Raw genomic sequence first — 17,104 nt, 5'->3', positions numbered from 1 at the left:
CCTGATCCGGGAGTCTGATCGCGGAGGTCTGGAAAAGAATCCCGGAAAAGTTCTCCGGTCGTGTCACATCCTCGGCGCGCGGTCCGTCAGTGCAGTGAAAGCGACGCACGAACGACACCGCACGACGCTGCTGAGGAGCTGTCACCATGGCGCACACGCCCCAGGCCCGCATGACCAACCCCGCCTACGTCCTGGCCGACGCCGGTCCGGCGATCCAGAACCTGCTCAAGGCCACCCGTCAGGGCGGGGTCGACGAGTCGATCCTGGAGCTGGTGCACCTGCGGGCCAGCCAGATCAACAACTGCGGCTTCTGCGTCGACTACGGCGCCAAGAGCGCCAGGAAGAACGGCGTCAGCGACGAGAAGCTGTTCGCGGTCGCGGCCTGGCGCGAGGCGCCGTACTTCTCCGACGAGGAGCGTGCGGCCCTCGCCCTCGCAGAGGCCGCGACCCGGCTCGCCGACGCCTCGGACGCGGTGCCGGACGAGGTGTGGGACGCCGCCGCCGACCACTTCGACGAGAAGCAGCTCGCCGCGATCGTGCTGATGGTCGCCGTCACCAACCTGTTCAACCGGCTCAACGTCACCGTCCGGCAGCCGGCCGGCGTGGGCCTGTGACGGTCCGGGCCTCCCGCACCATCAGCACGTCCACCGGGTCCTCGGACTCGAGCCTGAACCCCTCCCGCTCGTAGAGACGGCGGGCCGCGCTGCCCTGCAGGACCACGAGGCGGACGGGTACGCCCGCCGCGTCGGCCCGGTCGAGCAGCCCGCGCAGCACCGCCGTCCCGAGGCCCCGGCCCCGGGTCTCGGGGGCCAGGTAGAAGTGCTCCAGGTAGAGCCCTTCGCCGTTCTCGTACGGGCGCACCGTGACGCACCCGGCGAGGGCGCCGTCCAGTTCGATCACCGAGGTGTGCGCGGCCGAGAAGCCGTCCCGCAGCCGCTGGCGCACCCGGTGCTCGTCGTAACGGCCGAGGCGCGTCAGGTCCTCGCGCATGACCTCGGCCCGCAGCTCGGCCATCGGCTCGACGTCCTCGGCACGGCCGGGGCGCAGGGCCCAGTTCGTTTCCCGATACATGTACGCATCCTAAGGAGAGCTCCGTGTCCGCACGCATGCCCAACCCCGCCGCCGTCCTGCCCGAGGCCATGCCGGCGGTCCTCCGGCTCGTCAAGGCCGTCACCTCGGGCGGCGACGTGCCCGGCAGCACCCTGCACCTGGTCCACCTCCGGACGAGCCAGATCAACGGCTGCGGGTACTGCGTGGTCGGCGGGGCCCTGAAGGCGCAGGAGGAGGGCGAGACGGACGAGCGGCTGCACGCCGTCGCGGCCTGGCGCGAGGCGCCGTACTTCACGGAGGCGGAGCGGGCGGCGCTCGCCCTCGCCGAACACGCGACCCGGCTCGCGGACCGCCCGGACGCCGTGCCGGACGCGGTGTGGGACGAGGCGGCCCGGCACTACGACGAGAAGCAGCTGGCGCAGATCGTGCTGTGGATCGGGGTCAGCAACCTCTTCAACCGGCTCAACGCGACGACCCGGCAGCCGGCCGGGGCGACCTGGTAGCCGCCGCAACGGGGGACCGGCGACCGGCGACCGTGACCGGATCCGCCCCGGGGCCGACCCGCCCCCGTCGGGCCGGTCGTAACCGGATCCGCGTCGTCCGCGTTGGAGCGGGCATGAAGAGGATCCTCACCGCAGCCGCCCTGACCGTCTTCGCCGCCGCCGGTGCCGCCGGCGCGGCCGCCGGGACCGCTGCCGCCGACACCGGCGGCCTGAACCTTCCCTCGGTCGTCCCGCTCAGCGGCGTCCTGACCCCCAAGGCCAAGCCGGCCGGCACGCCCGACCTGCCGCCCGCCAACGCGGCGGTGGAGCGCCTGCTGCCCGGGCACCACTGACCGGTACGGAGAACCACGAAGGTGGCGGGACCCCCCACGGGCCCGCCACCTTCGCGTTTCCGGGACGCCTCGGGAGGGCGTCAGTCCGCGACCACCAGCGACGGGGTCTCCTTCGTCAGGATCTCGCCGCGGAAGAACGCGGGGCTCCTGCGCTGCATGACCAGCATGATCACCACGCCGAGGAGCAGCAGACCGACGCCGATCACGAAGACCGAGCCGACGCCGAGGACCGCGGAGCCGGAGCCGTAGGCCGGGTCCCACATGTCGTAGAGCGTCTTGCCGAAGACGGCGGTGAGCATCAGGCCGCCGAGGAGCGGGATCACGCCCTTGAAGGCGAGGTCGCGGACGGAGCCGAAGAGCTCCCTGCGGAAGAACCAGACGCAGGCGAAGGCCGTCAGCGCGTAGTAGAAGCAGATCATCAGGCCGAGCGCGTAGATGGTGTCGACCAGGACGTTCTCGCTGACCAGGGTCATCACCGTGTAGAAGACGCCGGTGGCGACGCCGGCCACGATCGTGGCCTTGCCGGGCACCTTGAAGACGGGGTGGACCCGGGCGAAGGACGGCGGCAGCGCCTCGTAGCTGGACATGGCGAGGACCGTGCGGGCGACCGGGATGAAGGTGGTCTGCAGGCTCGCGGCGGCGGAGGCGAGGACGGCGACGAAGAGCGCGATGCCGAGGACGGGGCCCATGACGGGGCCCGCGAGGGCGGCGAAGACGTTGTCGGAGGTCTCCGGGTTGGCGAGGCCGAGGCCCTTCTCCCCGGAGCCGACGACCATCTGGGCGGCGACGCCGGTGGCCAGGTAGGAGCCGACCAGGACGACCATCGAGATGAGCGCGGCGCGACCCGGGGTCCTGTCGCTGTCGGTGGTCTCCTCGTTGGCCGTGAGGCAGGTGTCCCAGCCCCAGTACATGAAGATCGACAGCGAGAGGCCGGCGGTGAAGGCCGCGAAGGAGCCGACGGAGAAGGGGTTCAGCCAGGACCAGGAGAAGGAGGCGCCGGTCGGGAAGTCGACCGAGCCGGCCTTCTGGAAGGCCATCACCACGAAGACCGCGAGGACGGCCAGCTGGAGGCCGACGAGGGTGTACTGCACGCCCTTGGTGGCGGTCATGCCGCGGTAGCTGATCGCGGTCGCGGCGGCGATCAGGGTGAGGCAGGTGAGGATGTGGACGGCCTTGTTGTCGTCCAGGGCGGCGATCGAGGGGTTCCCGGTGATCTCCCCGGCGAGCAGCCAGAAGTACGAGGTCGCGACGCCGGCCAGGTTGGACAGCACGATGATCGTCGCGATGACCAGGCCCCAGCCGCACATCCAGCCGACCTTGGGGCCGAAGGCCTTCACGGTCCAGGTGAAGGAGGTGCCGCAGTCCGGCATGCGCTTGTTGAGCTCGCGGTACGCGAACGCGACGAGCAGCATCGGCAGGAAGCCCGCGAGGAAGACGGCGGGCATCTGCAGTCCGACCTCGCCGGCGGTGGAGCCGAGCGTGGAGGTCAGGCAGTAGACGGGGGCGACGGTCGAGATGCCGATGACGGCACTGCCGAGGAGGCCCACGGAGTTGCCGCCGAGGCCCTTGGTGCGCACGCCGGGGGTGCCGCCCGGGGCGTCGACGCCCCCTGCCGTGTCTCCGGCCTGAGGCCGCACGTCCACCTGAGTCATGAACTCGACGTTAAATGCTGCGGTTTCCATATCCGGAGTGATGGACTCCGCTCAATTGATCGATCATCGCCTTGCATTGCGAGGGTCGAATCGGACACTCGCCAATGATTGAAAGATCGACCAACCGGGCGGGCCGGGCAACCGACAGGTCCGGTGGCGCGTGTCCGATATGCGGGAACCGCAGCTGTGCCCCAAATGTCCGTTTAAAAATTTTCCCGAGAAATTTTCGAGACGGCTCTCACCCCGGTCATCCGCCGATCATCCGCCGGCCGTCACCCCGGCCAGACGACCGCCTGGAGCTCGCTGTACGCGTGCAGCGCGTACGAGCCCACGTCCCGTCCGACACCGCTCTTCTTGAAGCCGCCGAACGGCGCCTCCATGTTCCGGCCGATCGTGTTCACGCCCACCCCGCCGGCCCGCAGCCGGGCCGCCACACGGAACGCGCGGGCCACGTCGCCCGACCACACGTAGTCGATCAGCCCGTAGTCGCTGTCGTTGGCGAGCGCGATCCCCTCCTCCTCGTCGTCGAAGGGGACGACCACGACGACCGGGCCGAAGATCTCCTCCCGCACCACCCGCATCTCGTTGGTGCAGTCGGCCAGCAGCGTCGGGGCCACGTAGAAGCCCTTCGCGAAGTCCGGACGCTCCCCGCCCGCGACGACCCGCGCCCCCTCCTTCCTCCCGAGCTCCACGTACGACTCCACCCGGTCACGGTGCGCCGCCGAGATCACCGGGCCGACCACCGTCCCCTTCTCCGCCGGATCCCCCACCTTCATGAAGGCGAGGTAGCCGGTCAGCCTCTCGATCAGCCGCTCGTAGATCCCGCGCTGGGCAAGGACCCGGGTCGGGGCGGTACAGATCTGCCCGCTGTAGAAGGCGAAGGTCGTCCCGATCCCCATCACCGCCGAGTCCAGGTCGGCGTCGTCGAAGACGAGCGCGGCCCCCTTCCCGCCCAGCTCCATCAGCTGCCGCTTGAGCGAGCGGCCGCAGACCTCGCCGATCGCCTGCCCGACGGCCGTGGAGCCGGTGAAGGAGACCATGTCGACGTCCGGGGAGTCGACGGCGGCCTCGCCGACCGCCTGCGCGGAGCCGGTGACGACGTTCACCACGCCCGCCGGGACACCGGCCTCCTCCAGGGCCCGGGTCATCGCGTACACGGAGAGCGGGTCCTGCGGGGCCGGCTTCACCACGACCGTGTTGCCCATCGCGAGCGCCGGGGCGATCTTGCCGGCCGGATTGGCCCAGGGGTTGTTGTACGAGGTGATGCAGGTGACCACACCGACCGGGCGGCGCACCGCCACCGCGCCGAACACCCCGGCCCTCCCCATCGGACCGGCCTCGTTGATCTGCGGGGGCAGCGCCTGCTCGACCGGTTCCATCGCCCCGCGCGCGTACCGGCGGAACCGGGAGGCGCCGACCGCGACCTGCATCCCGCGCGCGGTGCCGGTGGTGGCGCCGGTCTCGGCCCGGGCGAGGAGCGTGTTCGCCTCGGCGTCCCGGGCCATCAGGTCCGCTGCCCGGTCGAGGATCGCCGCCCGCTCCTCCGGTCTCGTACGGGACCAGGTCGCGAAGGCCTCGCGGGCGGCGGCGGCGGCCTCGTGCACCTGGGCCCTGGAGGCCTCGGGCGCGAGCCCGACGACGTCCTCGCTCGCCGGGTCGATCACCTCGTAGTGGCCGCCGTCGGGCTCGACCCACTCTCCCCCTATGTAGAGGCGCTCGATCCGGGTCATCGCGTGCTCACCGTCCTCGTGTCACGGCCCGAGCGCAGGACGCGCCCCGGGATCGCGCCGGTCACCTGGTCGTCCCGTACCGTCTCCACGCCGTTGACCCGCACCGACACGATCCCGACCGCCCGCGAGTCGAGGCGCGGGCTGTCCCCCGGCAGGTCGTGCACCAGGGTCGCCGGTCCGGCGTCGATCCGCTCCGGATCGAAGAGGACCAGGTCCGCGTGGAAGCCCTCCGCGATCCGGCCGCGCTCCCGGAGCCCGAAGAGCCGGGCCGGGTCGTCGCTCAGCATCTTCACCGCCCGCTCCAGCGGGACCAGCTTCCGCCCGCGCAGACAGTCGCCGAGGAAGCGGGTCGTGTACGGGGCGCCGCACATCCGGTCCAGGTGCGCGCCCGCGTCCGAGCCGCCGAGCAGCACGTCCTCGTGGTCCCAGGTCTCCCGGCGCAGGGCCCAGGAGGCCGGGTCGTTGTCACTGGGCATCGGCCACAGCACGGTCCTCAGGTCGTCGTTGGCGCAGATCTCGACGAGGGCCTGGAAGGGGTCCTGGCCGCGCTCGGCCGCGATGTCCCCCACGACCCGCCCGGTGAGGCCCTCGTTCTCCCGGCTGTACGTGTCCCCTATGACGTACCGGCCGAAGTGCGCGAGCCGCCGGAAGACCCCGGCCTCCTTCGAGTCCGCGCGCCGCAGCATCTCGGCGCGTACGTCCGGGTCGCGGAGCTTCGCGATCCGCTCGGGCACGGGAAGGCCGAGGACCTCGCCCCACCCCGGGATGAGGTTGAGCGCGCAGAAGGTGCCGAGGGACATGTTCATGGGGGTGAGGATCGGCATCGTGAGCGCCACGATCCGGCCGCCGGACTTCCGGGCCCGCTCGGAGGCGGTGAGCTGACGCGGGACGCGCTCGGGGACGGCGGCGTCGATGGTGAGGACGTTCCAGTTGAGGGGCCGCCCGGCCGCGGCGGTCATCTCGACGAACAGCTCGATCTCGTCGTCGGAGAACTGGTCGAGGCACCCGGCGAGGATCGCCTCGATCTGGGTTCCCTCGTGCTCCCCGACGGCCTTCGACAGGGCGATCAGCTCGGCGGGCGTGGCGTGCCGGGAGGCGACGGGGGCGCCGTCGCCGTCCGAGTGGGTCGAGGACTGGGTGGTGGAGAGCCCCCAGGCGCCGGCGTCCATGGCCTCCTTGAGGAGGGCCACCATCCGCGCGAGCTGGTCGGGCGTGGGCTGCCCGCCGACCGCGTCCGCGCCCATCACGTACCGGCGCAGGGCGCAGTGGCCGACCATGAAGCCGGCGTTGACGGCGATCCGGCCGTCGAGGGCGTCGAGGTACTCGGCGAAGGACGACCAGCTCCAGTCGACGCCCTCCTCCAGGGCCTTGAGGGCCATGCCCTCGACCTTCGACATCATCCGGCGCGTGTAGTCGGCGTCCTCGGGGCGGTCGGGGTGGAGCGGCGCGAGGGTGAAGCCGCAGTTGCCGCCGGCGACGGTGGTGACGCCGTGGTTCATGGACGGGGTGGCGTACGGGTCCCAGAAGAGCTGGGCGTCGTAGTGGGTGTGCGGGTCGACGAAGCCGGGGGCGAGGACGAGGCCGGTGGCGTCCTCGGTGGTACGCGCCGTGGCCCCCCGCTCGGGGAAGACGATCCGGCCGTCACGTATGCCGACGTCGGCGACGCGGGCGGGGGCGCCGGTGCCGTCGACGACGGTGGCGCCCTTGATCAGGTGGTCGAGCATGACGGTCCCTCTCTGTCCGTGGACGTGGGTGTGCCCCGGACCGGGGCCGCCGCGGAACGGCCTCCGGCCGGGGCCGGTACGGGGCGGCGATCCGGGAAGACACCACCCCGCGCTTCAGTACCGCCCCCGTTGTGGGGGCACTCCACGGGGCCCTACCCCGCACCCCCGTCGCGGTCCCGCCGACTGGGCGGTGCCCACCCCTCGCGCCCCCCGTTGTGGGCATGCGTTCCGCCGGGGCGGAACGGGTGGGCACAACGGAACGGCGCCCTTGCCGGCGCCAGAGGCTCCCGCGCCCGAACCCGCACCGACAGGTACGGCACACAACGTGGTGCGGGCCACGGCGCGGAACGCGGAGGCGCCGCTAAGGGGCGCCGTCCCGTGTGCCCACCCGTCCCGCCCCAGCGGGACGATTGCCCACACGGGCGGGGGCGGGGGCACCGGCCCGGCGGGGGCGCCCGCGCACGGGGGCGGAAGGGCGCCGTCCAAGTCGGCGTGCCCCGTGCGGGGAGTGCGTCAGGTGCCCGCCGACTGCCGCATGCGGGTCGTGCGGTGGACCGGGTCCGTGTCGATCTTCGGGATCACGTGCTCCCCGATCAGCTTGATCGAGTTCATCGTGTCCTCGTACGAGATCCCGATCGGCAGCCCGAAGGACAGCTGGTCGGCCCCGGCCTGCTCCCACCGCTTGCACTGTGCGAGGACCTCCGACGGGTCGCCGCAGATCATCAGCTCCTCCTGGATGAGGAGTTCGATGATCTCGGCCGAGTACTCGGGGAGGAGTTCGGGCCACTCGGGGATGCCCTCGGGGCGGGGGAAGGTGTCGTGGTAGCGGAACAACAAGGACTGGAGGTAGTTCAGTCCACCGCCCACCGCGATCTCGACCGCCTTCTCGTGCGTCTCGGCGCAGATCGCCGTCGACGTCACCATGACGTTGTCGTTGACGAAGTCGCCGACCGCCTTGGCCTCCTTGATCGCGTTCTTGTAGGACTCGACGACCCACTCCATGTCGGAGACCTTCTGGACGCTGAAGCCGAGGACGCCGAGGCCCATCTTCCCGGCCATGGCGTACGAGGAGGGGGAGCCGGCCGCGTACCACATGGCGGGGTGGGACTTCCCGTACGGCTTGGGGAGGACCTTGCGGGGCGGCAGGGACCAGTGCTTGCCCTGGAAGCCGGCGTACTCGTCCTGGAGCCACATCTTGGGGAACTCGGCGATGGTCTCCTCCCAGATCTCCTTCGTGTGGTTCATGTCGGTGATGCCCGGCATGAACCCGAGGATCTCGTGGGAGCCCGCCCCGCGCCCGGAGCCGAACTCGAAGCGGCCGCCGGACAGGTGGTCGAGCATCGCGACCTTCTCGGCGACCTTGACCGGGTGGTTGACGGGGGCGAGGGGGTTGAAGATGCCCGAGCCGAGGTGGATGCGCTCGGTGGCGTGGGCGAGGTAGCCCAGGTAGACGTCGTTGGCGGAGAGGTGCGAGTACTCCTCCAGGAAGTGGTGCTCGGAGGCCCAGGCGTACTTGAAGCCGGACCTGTCGGCCTGGATGACGTACTCGGTCTCCTCCATGAGGGCCTTGTGCTCGGCTTCGGGATCGGTCTCGGCGCGCTTGCCGACGTATCCCTGTACGAAGATCCCGAATTCCAAGGGGGTTCACCGTCCTCGTCTTATCTGACGATGCGTCAGATTCCTTGATGTGCCCGACTCTCGCACCGCGGCGCAGGAGCGTCAATACCTGATGAGCCGTCAGAAAAGGCTGACGCCCGCCAGCCAGCCGCCGTCGATCACGAACGGCTGGCCCGTGATGTACGCCGAGTCCGCCCCGGTCAGGAAGAGCACCAGGGCCGCCACCTCCTCCGGCCGGCCGATCCGCCCGAGCGGCACGAGCTTGCGGTACAGCTCGGCCGTGGCCGCCGGCTCCACGCCCTCCGGGTTGCTCATGGGGGTGTCGATCGCGCCCGGGCAGACCGCGTTGACCCGGACGCCCTTCGCGGCCAGCTCCAGGGCGGCGACCCGGGTCAACCCGAGGACGGCGTGCTTGCTCGCCGCGTAGGCGCCGACCCCAGCCATGCCGGTCAGCCCCGTGTACGAGGCGGTGTTGACGATCGTCCCGCCACCGGCCGCCGCGATCACCGGCGCGACCGTACGGATGCCCAGGAAGCAGCCGGTCTGGTTGACCGAGACGATCGCCCGGAACTCGTCGAGCGGGGTCGACACCAGCTCGTTGAAGCGGAGGATGCCCGCGTTGTTGACGAGCCCGTCGATCTTCCCGAAGCGCTCCTCGGCCGCCGCCACGGCCGCCGTCCAGTCGCCCTCGCTCGTCACGTCCAGGTGGACGTACGCGGCCCGGTCCTCCCCCAGGTCCTTGGCCAGCGCCTCGCCGGCCTCGTCCAGGACGTCCCCGAGGACCACCTTCGCGCCCTCGGCGGCGAACAGCCGCGCCTCCTGCTCGCCCTGCCCGCGCGCCGCCCCGGTGACGAGGACGACCCGCCCGTCGAGCTTTCCCATGTCCGACTCCCTAGAGGTGGGGTGCGACCTCCGTGCCGAAGGCCGCGATCTGGTCGATGAGTTCGGTACGGCTCCGGGAGCGGAACCGGACCTGTATCTGGTGCACGCCCATCTCCCCGTACGCGCGCAGGGAGGCGGCGAGCTCCTCCGGCCGGCCACTCAGGGTGCGCCGGCCGACCTCCCAGCCGGGCGTGCCGACGTACAGCGCCTCGGTGATCGCGCCGACGGTGATCGGCTCCGCGATCCCGGCCTCCGCGCGGAGCCGCAGCAGCTTCCGGATCTGCCCGGCGAGCTTCTCGCGCGGGTCGCCCTGCGGCAGCCAGCCGTCGCCCTTGAGCGCGGCCCGGCGCACGGCGGCCGGCGAGGAGCCGCCCACCCAGAGCGGGACCCGCTCCTGCGCGGGCCGGGGCAGCTGCCCCAGGTCCTTGAAGGCGAACCGCTCCCCCACGTGCTCCGGGTACTCCTCGGGCCCGAGGGCCGCCCGCAGCGCGTCGACCGTCTCGTCGAGCACGGCGCCCCGGCGGGCGAAGTCCACGCCGAGCGCCTCGAACTCCTCCTGGACGTGCCCGGCGCCGACCCCGAGGACCAGGCGGCCGCCGGAGAGGTGGTCGAGCGTCGCGTACGCCTTGGCCGTGACGAGCGGATGCCGCAGGCCGACGACGGCGACGTGCGAGAGGAGCCGGACGCGCTCGGTGGCCGCGGCGAGGAAGGAGAGCGTGGCCACCGGGTCGTACCAGACGGTGCTCATCGCTCCGGCGAGGCGGCGCGGGACGGCGACGTGGTCACAGCTCGCGAGGTAGTCGAAGCCGTGTGCCTCGGCGGCCCGGGCGACGGCGAGCAGGTCCGCCGGGCCCGCGGCCGCCTCCCAGGGCTCGGCGTAGAGGGTGCTCTGCGACTGGACCGGCAGCTGCATGCCGTAGACCACCATGGAAAACCCCCTTGCGCCCCGGGCACCGGGCCCGTATCTGACGGATCGTCACTTCAGCGAGCAGGGCCCATGCTCGTACCTGACGATCCATCAGGCAAGGGGTAGGGGATCCGGGACTCCGGGCCGAGCCCGTGAAGCGAGCCGCCCGGCCGGCCGTCCCGACATGCCCACGCTCGGGCGGCGGAGCCGCCCGAGCGGGGGAACGAACTTCGTACTCCGGTGGGTCAGGTGCTGTCCGCCGCGCCGGTCGCCCTCGCATGGCGCACCAGGGCCGAGCCGGCCAGACAGACGATGCCCACGGCGCTCAGGAGCGCCAGCGCCTTGGCCCAGGCGAAGGTGGTGCCGAGACTGCTGCCCAGCAGGTCGCCGTCGCGCGCGCTCGCCACTCCGTGGAGCGCGATGACGACGATGGCGAGGCCCGCGCCGGCGGCCCAGACGATCAGGGTGTCCCGGGCCGCCAGCCACACCGCGCACGCCAGGCAGAGCACGGTGACGACCGCGGACACCGCCTCCGCGTCGCCGCCCGAGCGCAGGCCCGCGAGGTCCACCGGCAGATGGAGGAGGCCGCAGGCGAACAGCGCGAGCGCCGCGGGCCAGCGCAGGGCCGACCTCAGCGCGGGCGAGGCGGTGTGGCTGCCGGGACCCGAGGCCAGTGCCCCGTCCAGGGCGGACTTCCGCCCCTTGGCGGCGCGCCGGACACGCTTCGGGGCGGTGGCGGCCGGTGCGGCTCCCTCGCCGACGCGCGCGCGGTCCTCCTCGCCGCCGGGTTCGGCCTGCCGCGCCCCGCCGTCCCCGCCCGCTGCGGTCTGCCAGTCGCTGCTGTCGGCGCCGAGGATGCCGACGAGCCGGACCACGTCCTCGACCGGCCGGCCCACCGCCGCGGCGCGCAGCGTGGTCTCGGCCTGGTGGAGGTCGTATCCGGAGGCGTTCAGCAGCGCGAGGAGCTGACGCACTTCGTCCAGCGGGCGGGTGACGGCCGCCGCGCGGAGCGCCACGTCCGCGGGGCTGGAGAGTTCGCCGGTCTCCTGGAGGCGGGCCACCAACGCGGCGACCTCCTCCACCGGCCGCTCGGTCGCCGCCGTCCGCAGAAGCGTGTGAACCGCTTCGTCACCGGCCTCGTCGTGGGCCGCCACCGGCTCGGGAGAGGCATGCGCCTGCGGGTCGGCCGGGGCCTCCGGGTCGTGCGGGGCCTCCGGGTCGTGCGGGACCTCCGGGTCGTGCGGGACCTCCGAGGCGGCCGAGGGCCCGGCATGGGCCGAGGGCTCGGTCTCGGCCGCGATCTCCGGCTCGGCCGGGAGCTCGGAAGCGGCCTGGGACTCCGGACCGGCCGAGGACTCCGGGCCGGCCGAGGACTCCGGATCGGCCGGGGCCTTCGGATCGGCCGAGGACCCTGAAGCAGCCCGCGCCTTCGGATCGGCCGGAGACTCCAGACCGGCCAGAAGCTCCGAGGCGGTCGGGGCCTCCCCCGCAGCCGGGGGCTCCACGGAGGCCGGGAACCCCGGTTCGGCCGGGGCCTCCGGGGCGAGCGGGGCCTCCGGTTCGGCCGGGGACCCCGGTTCGGCGAGGGACCCCGGTTCGGCCGGAAGCATCGTCGCCGCCGGGACCGCTGATCCGATCGGAACTGTCGGTACGACCGGAACCGCCGGCACGACGGGGGACGTCGTCGGCCGGTCGGGGAAGGGAGGCGCGCCGAGCGCCGGGGACGAGGAGACAAGCGGCTGGCGGGACGGACCCGGGCGAGGCTCTGTGGTCGGTTCTATGTCGTCGTCCGCCGGTGGGATGTGCGGGAGGTCGGGGGTCATGTCACAGGCTCCGTTCGTGAACATCGTGGGGGGACGTCCACCGTGGCTGTCTCGTGAATGTGCAAGAAACGCACACTTGACTACTATTTGTGCGCAGTCCATGACACGCCGCCATCAGGGGGCGGCCTGGTTGGGCCGATGGGGCGACAAGCGGCCCGAACCAGGGCGTACGACGGAGCCCGCACGGATGCGGCCGGGCCCTCCGGAGAGGACCCGGCCGCATCCGGAGGGCAGGCTCTACGGCCGCCAGAGACCGTCCGGCGTCAGCCCGAGGAGCTCGATCGCGTTGCCGCGGACGATCCGCTCGACGACGTCCGCCGGCAGGTGGCCCATCTGCGCCTCGCCGACCTCCTTCGACTTGGGCCAGGTGGAGTCCGAGTGCGGGTAGTCGGTCTCGTACAGGACGTTCCCCGCCCCGATCGCGTCGAGGTTGCGGAGCCCGAAGGCGTCGTCGAAGAAGCAGCCGAAGACGTGGTCCGCGAAGAGCTCGGAGGGCGGGCGGGTGACCTTGTCGGCGACGCCGCCCCAGGCGCGGTTCTCCTCCCAGACGACGTCGGCGCGCTCCAGGATGTACGGGATCCAGCCGATCTGCCCCTCCGCGTACATGATCCGCAGGTTCGGGAACCGCTCGAACTTGCCGCTCATCAGCCAGTCGACCATCGAGAAGCAGCAGTTCGCGAAGGTGATGGTGGAGCCGACGGCCGGCGGCGCGTCGGCGGAGGTCGACGGCATCCGGCTGGAGGAGCCGATGTGCATCGCGATGACCGTGCCGGTCTCGTCGCACGCCCGGAAGAAGGGGTCCCAGTGGTCCGTGTGGACCGAGGGGAGGCCGAGGTGCGGCGGGATCTCGGAGAAGGCGACGGCCCGGACCCCGCGCGCGGCGTTGCGGCGGACCTCGGCGGCGGCGAGCTCGGGGTCCCAGAGCGGGATGAGGGTGAGCGGGATCAGCCGCCCGTGCGCCTCGGGCCCGCACCACTCCTCGACCGTCCAGTCGTTGTAGGCGCGGACGCAGAGCAGGCCGAGCTCGCGGTCGTTCGCCTCGGTGAAGGTCTGCCCGCAGAAGCGGGGGAAGGTGGGGAAGCAGAGCGCGGACTGGACGTGGTTGACGTCCATGTCGGCGAGCCGGTCGGGCACGGAGTGGGAGCCGGGCCGCATCTGCTCGTACGTGATGACTTCGAGGCGTATCTCGTCCCGGTCGTAGCCGACGGCGGTGTCGAGCCGGGTGAGGGGTCTGTGCAGATCCTCGTACACCCACCAGTCGCCGATCGGCCCGTCGTCCCCCTGGGCGCCCATGACCGGGGCGAACTTGCCGCCGAGGAAGGTCATTTCCTTGAGCGGGGCGCGGACGATCCGGGGTCCGGTGTCGTGGTACCGGGACGGGAGCCGGTCCCGCCAGACGTGCGGGGGCTCCACGGTGTGGTCGTCCACCGAGATGATCTTCGGGAAGGTCTCCATGGCTTTCACGGTAGCGCCGATCTGACGACCCGTCAGCTATCGGGGGCCAGAACGACCGGGTTACCGGCGCACAACGGCTTCACAACGACCGACCCGATGCTGACGGACCCCCTCCGGACAAGGCAGACTGTCTTGGGCGAAACCAGCGGCAGCGGCAGGGGGAGCGATGGACCGTGAGAACGGGCCGCGAGTTCCGGCACAGCGGGCTCCGAAGCCGGGCCCGGCAGCCCCGGTGGGCGAAGCGACGTCTGCCGACGGGACCACGGACACCGGCATGCGCCCGGACACGGGCGCCGGCACGAGCGGGGGCTCCCCCGGCTCGCTCCGCTTCGGCGTGCTCGGACCCGTCCGCGCCTGGCGCGACGGCGCACCCGTTCCCACCGGCTCCCCGCAGCAGCGCGCCCTGCTCGCCGCGCTGCTCCTGCGCGGCGGCCGCACCGCCACCGCGCACGAGCTGATCGACGCGCTCTGGGGCGAGGAACCCCCCTCCCAGGCGCTCGCCGCGGTCCGTACGTACGCCTCCCGGCTCCGCAAGGCCCTCGACCCGAACGTCCTCGTCAGCGAGTCCGGGGGCTACGCGCTCCGCACCCCCGCCGACGCGCTCGACGTGACCGCCGCCCAGGAGCTCGCCACGGAGGCCGATAAGCTCCGCGCGGCCGGGAACCGGACCGCCGCCCGGGCGAAGCTCGCCGAGGCGCTGGACCTGTGGGACGGCGAGGTGCTGGCCTCCGTACCAGGCCCGTACGCCGAGACCCAGCGGACCCGCCTGGAGGAGTGGCGGCTCACCCTCCTCGAAACCCGCCTGGACATCGACCTGGAGGTCGGCGCGCACGCGGAGGCCGTCTCCGAGCTGACCGCGCTCACCGCCGCGCACCCCCTGCGGGAGCGCCTGCGCGAGCTCCTCATGCTGGCCCTCTACCGCAGCGGGCGGCAGGCCGAGGCGCTCGCCGTGTACGCCGACACCCGCCGGCTCCTCGCCGACGAACTGGGCGTCGACCCGACCCCCGAGCTGTCCCGGCTCCAGCAGCGCATCCTGCAGGCCGACGCCGAGCTCGCCCGCCCGGTGGAGGAGCCGTCCCCCGCCGCCGCGCCCGTGGCCCGTCCCGCCCAGCTGCCCGCCACCGTCCCCGACTTCACGGGCCGCGCGGCCTTCGTACGGGAACTCGGCGCCCGGCTCGCCACCGCCGAGGGCCACGTCATGGCGGTCTCGGCGCTCGCGGGCATCGGCGGCGTCGGCAAGACCACGCTCGCCGTGCACGTCGCCCACGAGGCCCGGCCACACTTCCCCGACGGCCAGCTGTACGTCGACCTCCAGGGCGCCGGCTCGCGCGCCGCCGCGCCGGAGACCGTCCTCGGCTCCTTCCTCCGCGCCCTCGGCACACCGGACTCGGCCATCCCGGACTCGCTCGACGACCGGGCGGCGCTGTACCGCTCGACGCTGGACGGCCGCCGGGTCCTGGTCCTGTTGGACAACGCCCGTGACGCGGCCCAGATCCGCCCCCTGCTCCCCGGCACGGCGGGCTGCGCGGCCCTGGTCACGAGCCGCATCCGCATGGTCGACCTGGCGGGCGCGCACCTGGTCGACCTGGACGTGATGTCGCCGGAGGAGGCGCTCCAGCTGTTCACGAGGATCGTGGGCGAGGAGCGGGTCCGAGCCGAACGGGAGGCGGCCCTCGACGTGGTCGCGGCCTGCGGCTTCCTCCCGCTCGCGATCCGCATCGCGGCGTCCCGCCTGGCGGCGCGCCGGACGTGGACGGTGTCGGTCCTGGCGGCGAAGCTGGCCGACGAGCGGCGGCGCCTCGACGAGCTCCAGGCGGGCGACCTCGCCGTCAAGGCGACCTTCGAACTCGGCTACGGCCAGCTGGAGCCGGCCCAGGCGAGGGCCTTCCGCCTGCTGGGCCTGGCGGACGGACCGGACATCTCGCTGGCTGCTGCGGCGGCGGTCCTGGACCTCCCCCTGTGGGACACCGAGGACCTCCTGGAGGCCCTCGTCGACACGTCCCTGGTGGAATCGGCGGCGCCGGGACGCTACCGCTACCACGACCTGGTCCGGCTCTACGCGCGTGCGTGCGCGGACCGCGACGAACAGCCCCCGTCGGAGAAGGAGGCGGCGCTCTCGCGCCTCCTGGACTTCTACCTCTCGACGGCGGCGCGGGTGTACGCGATCGAGCGACCGGGCGACCGCCTGGTGGACCACCTGGAGCCCACGTCGTACGAGGGCCTCACCTTCACCGACCGCCACGAGGCCCAGGACTGGCTCTACGCGGAGGCCAACTGCCTCCTGGCCTGCGTCCGCCAGTCCGCGTCGTCCCCGAGGACCCTGCGCCGGGGGGTGGACCTCCTGTGGGCGTCCCTGGACCTGGCGGAGTCGGGCGCGAACTCGAAGGAGTACGAGGCGGTGGCGACGGTGCTGCGGGAGGCGGCGGGCGGGCAGGGCGACTCCCGCGCCGAGTGCCGGGCCTCGATCACCCTCGCGTACGGCCACCACGTCTCGGGCCGCTTCACCCAGGCCGACGAGGAGGCCCACACCGCTATGCGGCTGGCCACCTCGGTGGACGACCCGCTGCCTCTGTGCTGGGCACCGAACATCCTGGGCGTCATGGCGTTCTACCAGAACAACCACGCCGAGGCGGAGCAGCACTTCGCCCGTGCCATCGCGCACTTCCGCAGCTGCGAGGACCTGGCCGGCGAGGCGAGCGCGCTGTGCAACCTCTCCCGCATCCACCTGATCACAGGACGCACGGACAGCGCGGTGCGCCTCGCCCAGCAGGGCACGGACACGTACGACACCCTGGGGCACGCCCTGAAGGGGGCCAACGGGCGCTATGCACTGGGCATGGCCCTGGCCCAGAGCGGTCAGTTCGGCGCCGCCGCCGAGCGGCTCAAGGAAGCTCTCGCCGTCTTCCGTGACAGTCGGCAGCGGCTCTGGGAGGGGATGACGCTGTACCGACTCGCCGAGGCCGAGGTCACGGAAAGGCGCTACGCCCAGGCCGCGTCGAACGCGGAACTGGCCCTGACCGTCCTGCGCGGCATCGGCGGCGAATGGAGGCGGGGCAACGTCCTGACCGTGCTCGGCCGCGCCCTCACCGGCATCGGCCAGACAGGGCGCGCCGAGGTCTGCTGGCGTGACGCGCTGGAGGTATTCGACTCCCTGGGTTCCCACGAGGCCGAGGCCGTACGGGCCTTGCTCGATCCGGCGGCAGTCGCCTGACCTCCTTGGCCTGGGCGTTCATCGTTCGTTTATCGCTGTCCGACATGCTCTGAACCAGTCGATCCGTCGCGTCGGGGGGCAGACGGGTCGCACAGAAGGCCCTCACTCGGACGCACTAGGGTGAGCGGCCCCTGCAGAAGGGTCCCGTCCGGCAGCCCACGGGGGAGCAGCCGGACGGGCCCCTCAGCACCGACTCACCCGATTCTGCGAGAGGTTGC

The 17,104-nt window shown here is 72.4% G+C and carries 13 protein-coding genes; 4 read left to right on the top strand and 9 right to left on the bottom strand.

Going from position 1 to position 17,104, the window contains the following annotated elements:
* Nucleotides 1-146 precede the first annotated feature (146 nt).
* Nucleotides 147-614, top strand: coding sequence for a carboxymuconolactone decarboxylase family protein (locus BLW86_RS21725; RefSeq protein ID WP_093875581.1), 468 nt, complete (start codon nt 147-149; stop codon nt 612-614).
* On the opposite strand, the gene BLW86_RS21720 is transcribed toward BLW86_RS21725, so the two are convergent.
* Entirely contained in the window at nt 580-1,071 is a 492-nt protein-coding gene (locus BLW86_RS21720) for a GNAT family N-acetyltransferase (protein ID WP_093875580.1), read from the bottom strand. The two genes, BLW86_RS21725 and BLW86_RS21720, sit on opposite strands and share 35 nt — an antisense overlap.
* Nucleotides 1,072-1,094: 23 nt before the next feature.
* On the opposite strand from BLW86_RS21720, the gene BLW86_RS21715 reads away from it, so the two are divergent.
* Together BLW86_RS21715 and BLW86_RS21710 are read left to right on the top strand one after the other, a co-directional pair.
* Nucleotides 1,095-1,553 carry a carboxymuconolactone decarboxylase family protein gene (locus BLW86_RS21715; RefSeq protein WP_093875579.1) on the top strand — a complete coding sequence of 153 codons (459 nt, stop codon included), beginning with the start codon at nt 1,095-1,097 and terminating at the stop codon, nt 1,551-1,553.
* A 113-nt stretch (nt 1,554-1,666) separates the two neighbouring features.
* Entirely contained in the window at nt 1,667-1,885 is a 219-nt protein-coding gene (locus BLW86_RS21710) for a hypothetical protein (protein WP_093875578.1), read from the top strand.
* An 80-nt stretch (nt 1,886-1,965) separates the two neighbouring features.
* Here the strand turns inward: BLW86_RS21710 and BLW86_RS21705 are convergent, their stop codons facing one another.
* From BLW86_RS21705 to BLW86_RS21670, 8 genes are all read right to left on the bottom strand, one after another.
* Nucleotides 1,966-3,537, bottom strand: a complete 1,572-nt coding sequence (locus tag BLW86_RS21705) for an APC family permease (protein WP_093875577.1) — start codon at nt 3,535-3,537, stop codon at nt 1,966-1,968.
* A gap of 272 nt (nt 3,538-3,809) precedes the next feature.
* Nucleotides 3,810-5,267, bottom strand: a complete 1,458-nt coding sequence (locus BLW86_RS21700; protein WP_093875576.1) for an aldehyde dehydrogenase family protein — start codon at nt 5,265-5,267, stop codon at nt 3,810-3,812.
* Complete coding sequence (locus BLW86_RS21695; RefSeq protein WP_093875575.1) at nt 5,264-6,991, bottom strand: N-acyl-D-amino-acid deacylase family protein; 1,728 nt, start codon at nt 6,989-6,991, stop codon at nt 5,264-5,266. The genes BLW86_RS21700 and BLW86_RS21695 overlap by 4 nt, the downstream gene beginning before the upstream one ends.
* 513 nt (nt 6,992-7,504) lie before the next feature.
* Nucleotides 7,505-8,629: an LLM class flavin-dependent oxidoreductase gene (locus tag BLW86_RS21690; protein WP_093875574.1), complete on the bottom strand. Its 1,125-nt coding sequence runs from the start codon at nt 8,627-8,629 to the stop codon at nt 7,505-7,507.
* 99 nt (nt 8,630-8,728) lie between these two features.
* Entirely contained in the window at nt 8,729-9,490 is a 762-nt protein-coding gene (locus BLW86_RS21685) for an SDR family NAD(P)-dependent oxidoreductase (RefSeq protein ID WP_093875573.1), read from the bottom strand.
* 10 nt (nt 9,491-9,500) lie between these two features.
* Complete coding sequence (locus BLW86_RS21680; protein ID WP_093875572.1) at nt 9,501-10,418, bottom strand: TIGR03619 family F420-dependent LLM class oxidoreductase; 918 nt, start codon at nt 10,416-10,418, stop codon at nt 9,501-9,503.
* Between the two features lie 224 nt (nt 10,419-10,642).
* The gene (locus BLW86_RS43235; protein ID WP_256341383.1) at nt 10,643-12,007 is read right to left on the bottom strand and encodes a hypothetical protein; all 1,365 of its coding nucleotides are present in this window, start codon (nt 12,005-12,007) and stop codon (nt 10,643-10,645) included.
* 450 nt (nt 12,008-12,457) lie between these two features.
* The gene (locus tag BLW86_RS21670) at nt 12,458-13,675 is read right to left on the bottom strand and encodes an amidohydrolase family protein (protein WP_093875571.1); all 1,218 of its coding nucleotides are present in this window, start codon (nt 13,673-13,675) and stop codon (nt 12,458-12,460) included.
* Between the two features lie 274 nt (nt 13,676-13,949).
* Between BLW86_RS21670 and BLW86_RS21665 the strand changes: the two genes are divergently transcribed.
* Nucleotides 13,950-16,886, top strand: coding sequence for an SARP-family global regulator AfsR (locus tag BLW86_RS21665; RefSeq protein ID WP_256341382.1), 2,937 nt, complete (start codon nt 13,950-13,952; stop codon nt 16,884-16,886).
* The last annotated feature ends 218 nt before the right edge of the window (nt 16,887-17,104 follow it).

The organism is Streptomyces sp. TLI_105, from assembly GCF_900105415.1.
Classification (GTDB): Bacteria; Actinomycetota; Actinomycetes; order Streptomycetales; family Streptomycetaceae; genus Streptomyces.
Note: the sequence above shows the minus strand (reverse complement) of the source record. Positions and strands in the feature narration are given on the sequence as shown.

Bases quoted from the DNA above. Each gene is read 5' to 3' on its own strand.
- BLW86_RS21710 (WP_093875578.1), top strand. From the start codon at position 1,667: ATGAAGAGGATCCTCACCGCAGCCGCCCTGACCGTCTTCGCCGCCGCC.
- BLW86_RS21695 (WP_093875575.1), bottom strand. From the start codon at position 6,991: ATGCTCGACCACCTGATCAAGGGCGCCACCGTCGTCGACGGCACCGGC.
- BLW86_RS21680 (WP_093875572.1), bottom strand. From the start codon at position 10,418: ATGGTGGTCTACGGCATGCAGCTGCCGGTCCAGTCGCAGAGCACCCTC.
- BLW86_RS21685 (WP_093875573.1), bottom strand. From the start codon at position 9,490: ATGGGAAAGCTCGACGGGCGGGTCGTCCTCGTCACCGGGGCGGCGCGC.
- BLW86_RS21705 (WP_093875577.1), bottom strand. From the start codon at position 3,537: ATGACTCAGGTGGACGTGCGGCCTCAGGCCGGAGACACGGCAGGGGGC.
- BLW86_RS21665 (WP_256341382.1), top strand. From the start codon at position 13,950: ATGCGCCCGGACACGGGCGCCGGCACGAGCGGGGGCTCCCCCGGCTCG.
- BLW86_RS21720 (WP_093875580.1), bottom strand. From the start codon at position 1,071: ATGTATCGGGAAACGAACTGGGCCCTGCGCCCCGGCCGTGCCGAGGAC.
- BLW86_RS21670 (WP_093875571.1), bottom strand. From the start codon at position 13,675: ATGGAGACCTTCCCGAAGATCATCTCGGTGGACGACCACACCGTGGAG.
- BLW86_RS21725 (WP_093875581.1), top strand. From the start codon at position 147: ATGGCGCACACGCCCCAGGCCCGCATGACCAACCCCGCCTACGTCCTG.
- BLW86_RS43235 (WP_256341383.1), bottom strand. From the start codon at position 12,007: ATGCTTCCGGCCGAACCGGGGTCCCTCGCCGAACCGGGGTCCCCGGCC.
- BLW86_RS21700 (WP_093875576.1), bottom strand. From the start codon at position 5,267: ATGACCCGGATCGAGCGCCTCTACATAGGGGGAGAGTGGGTCGAGCCC.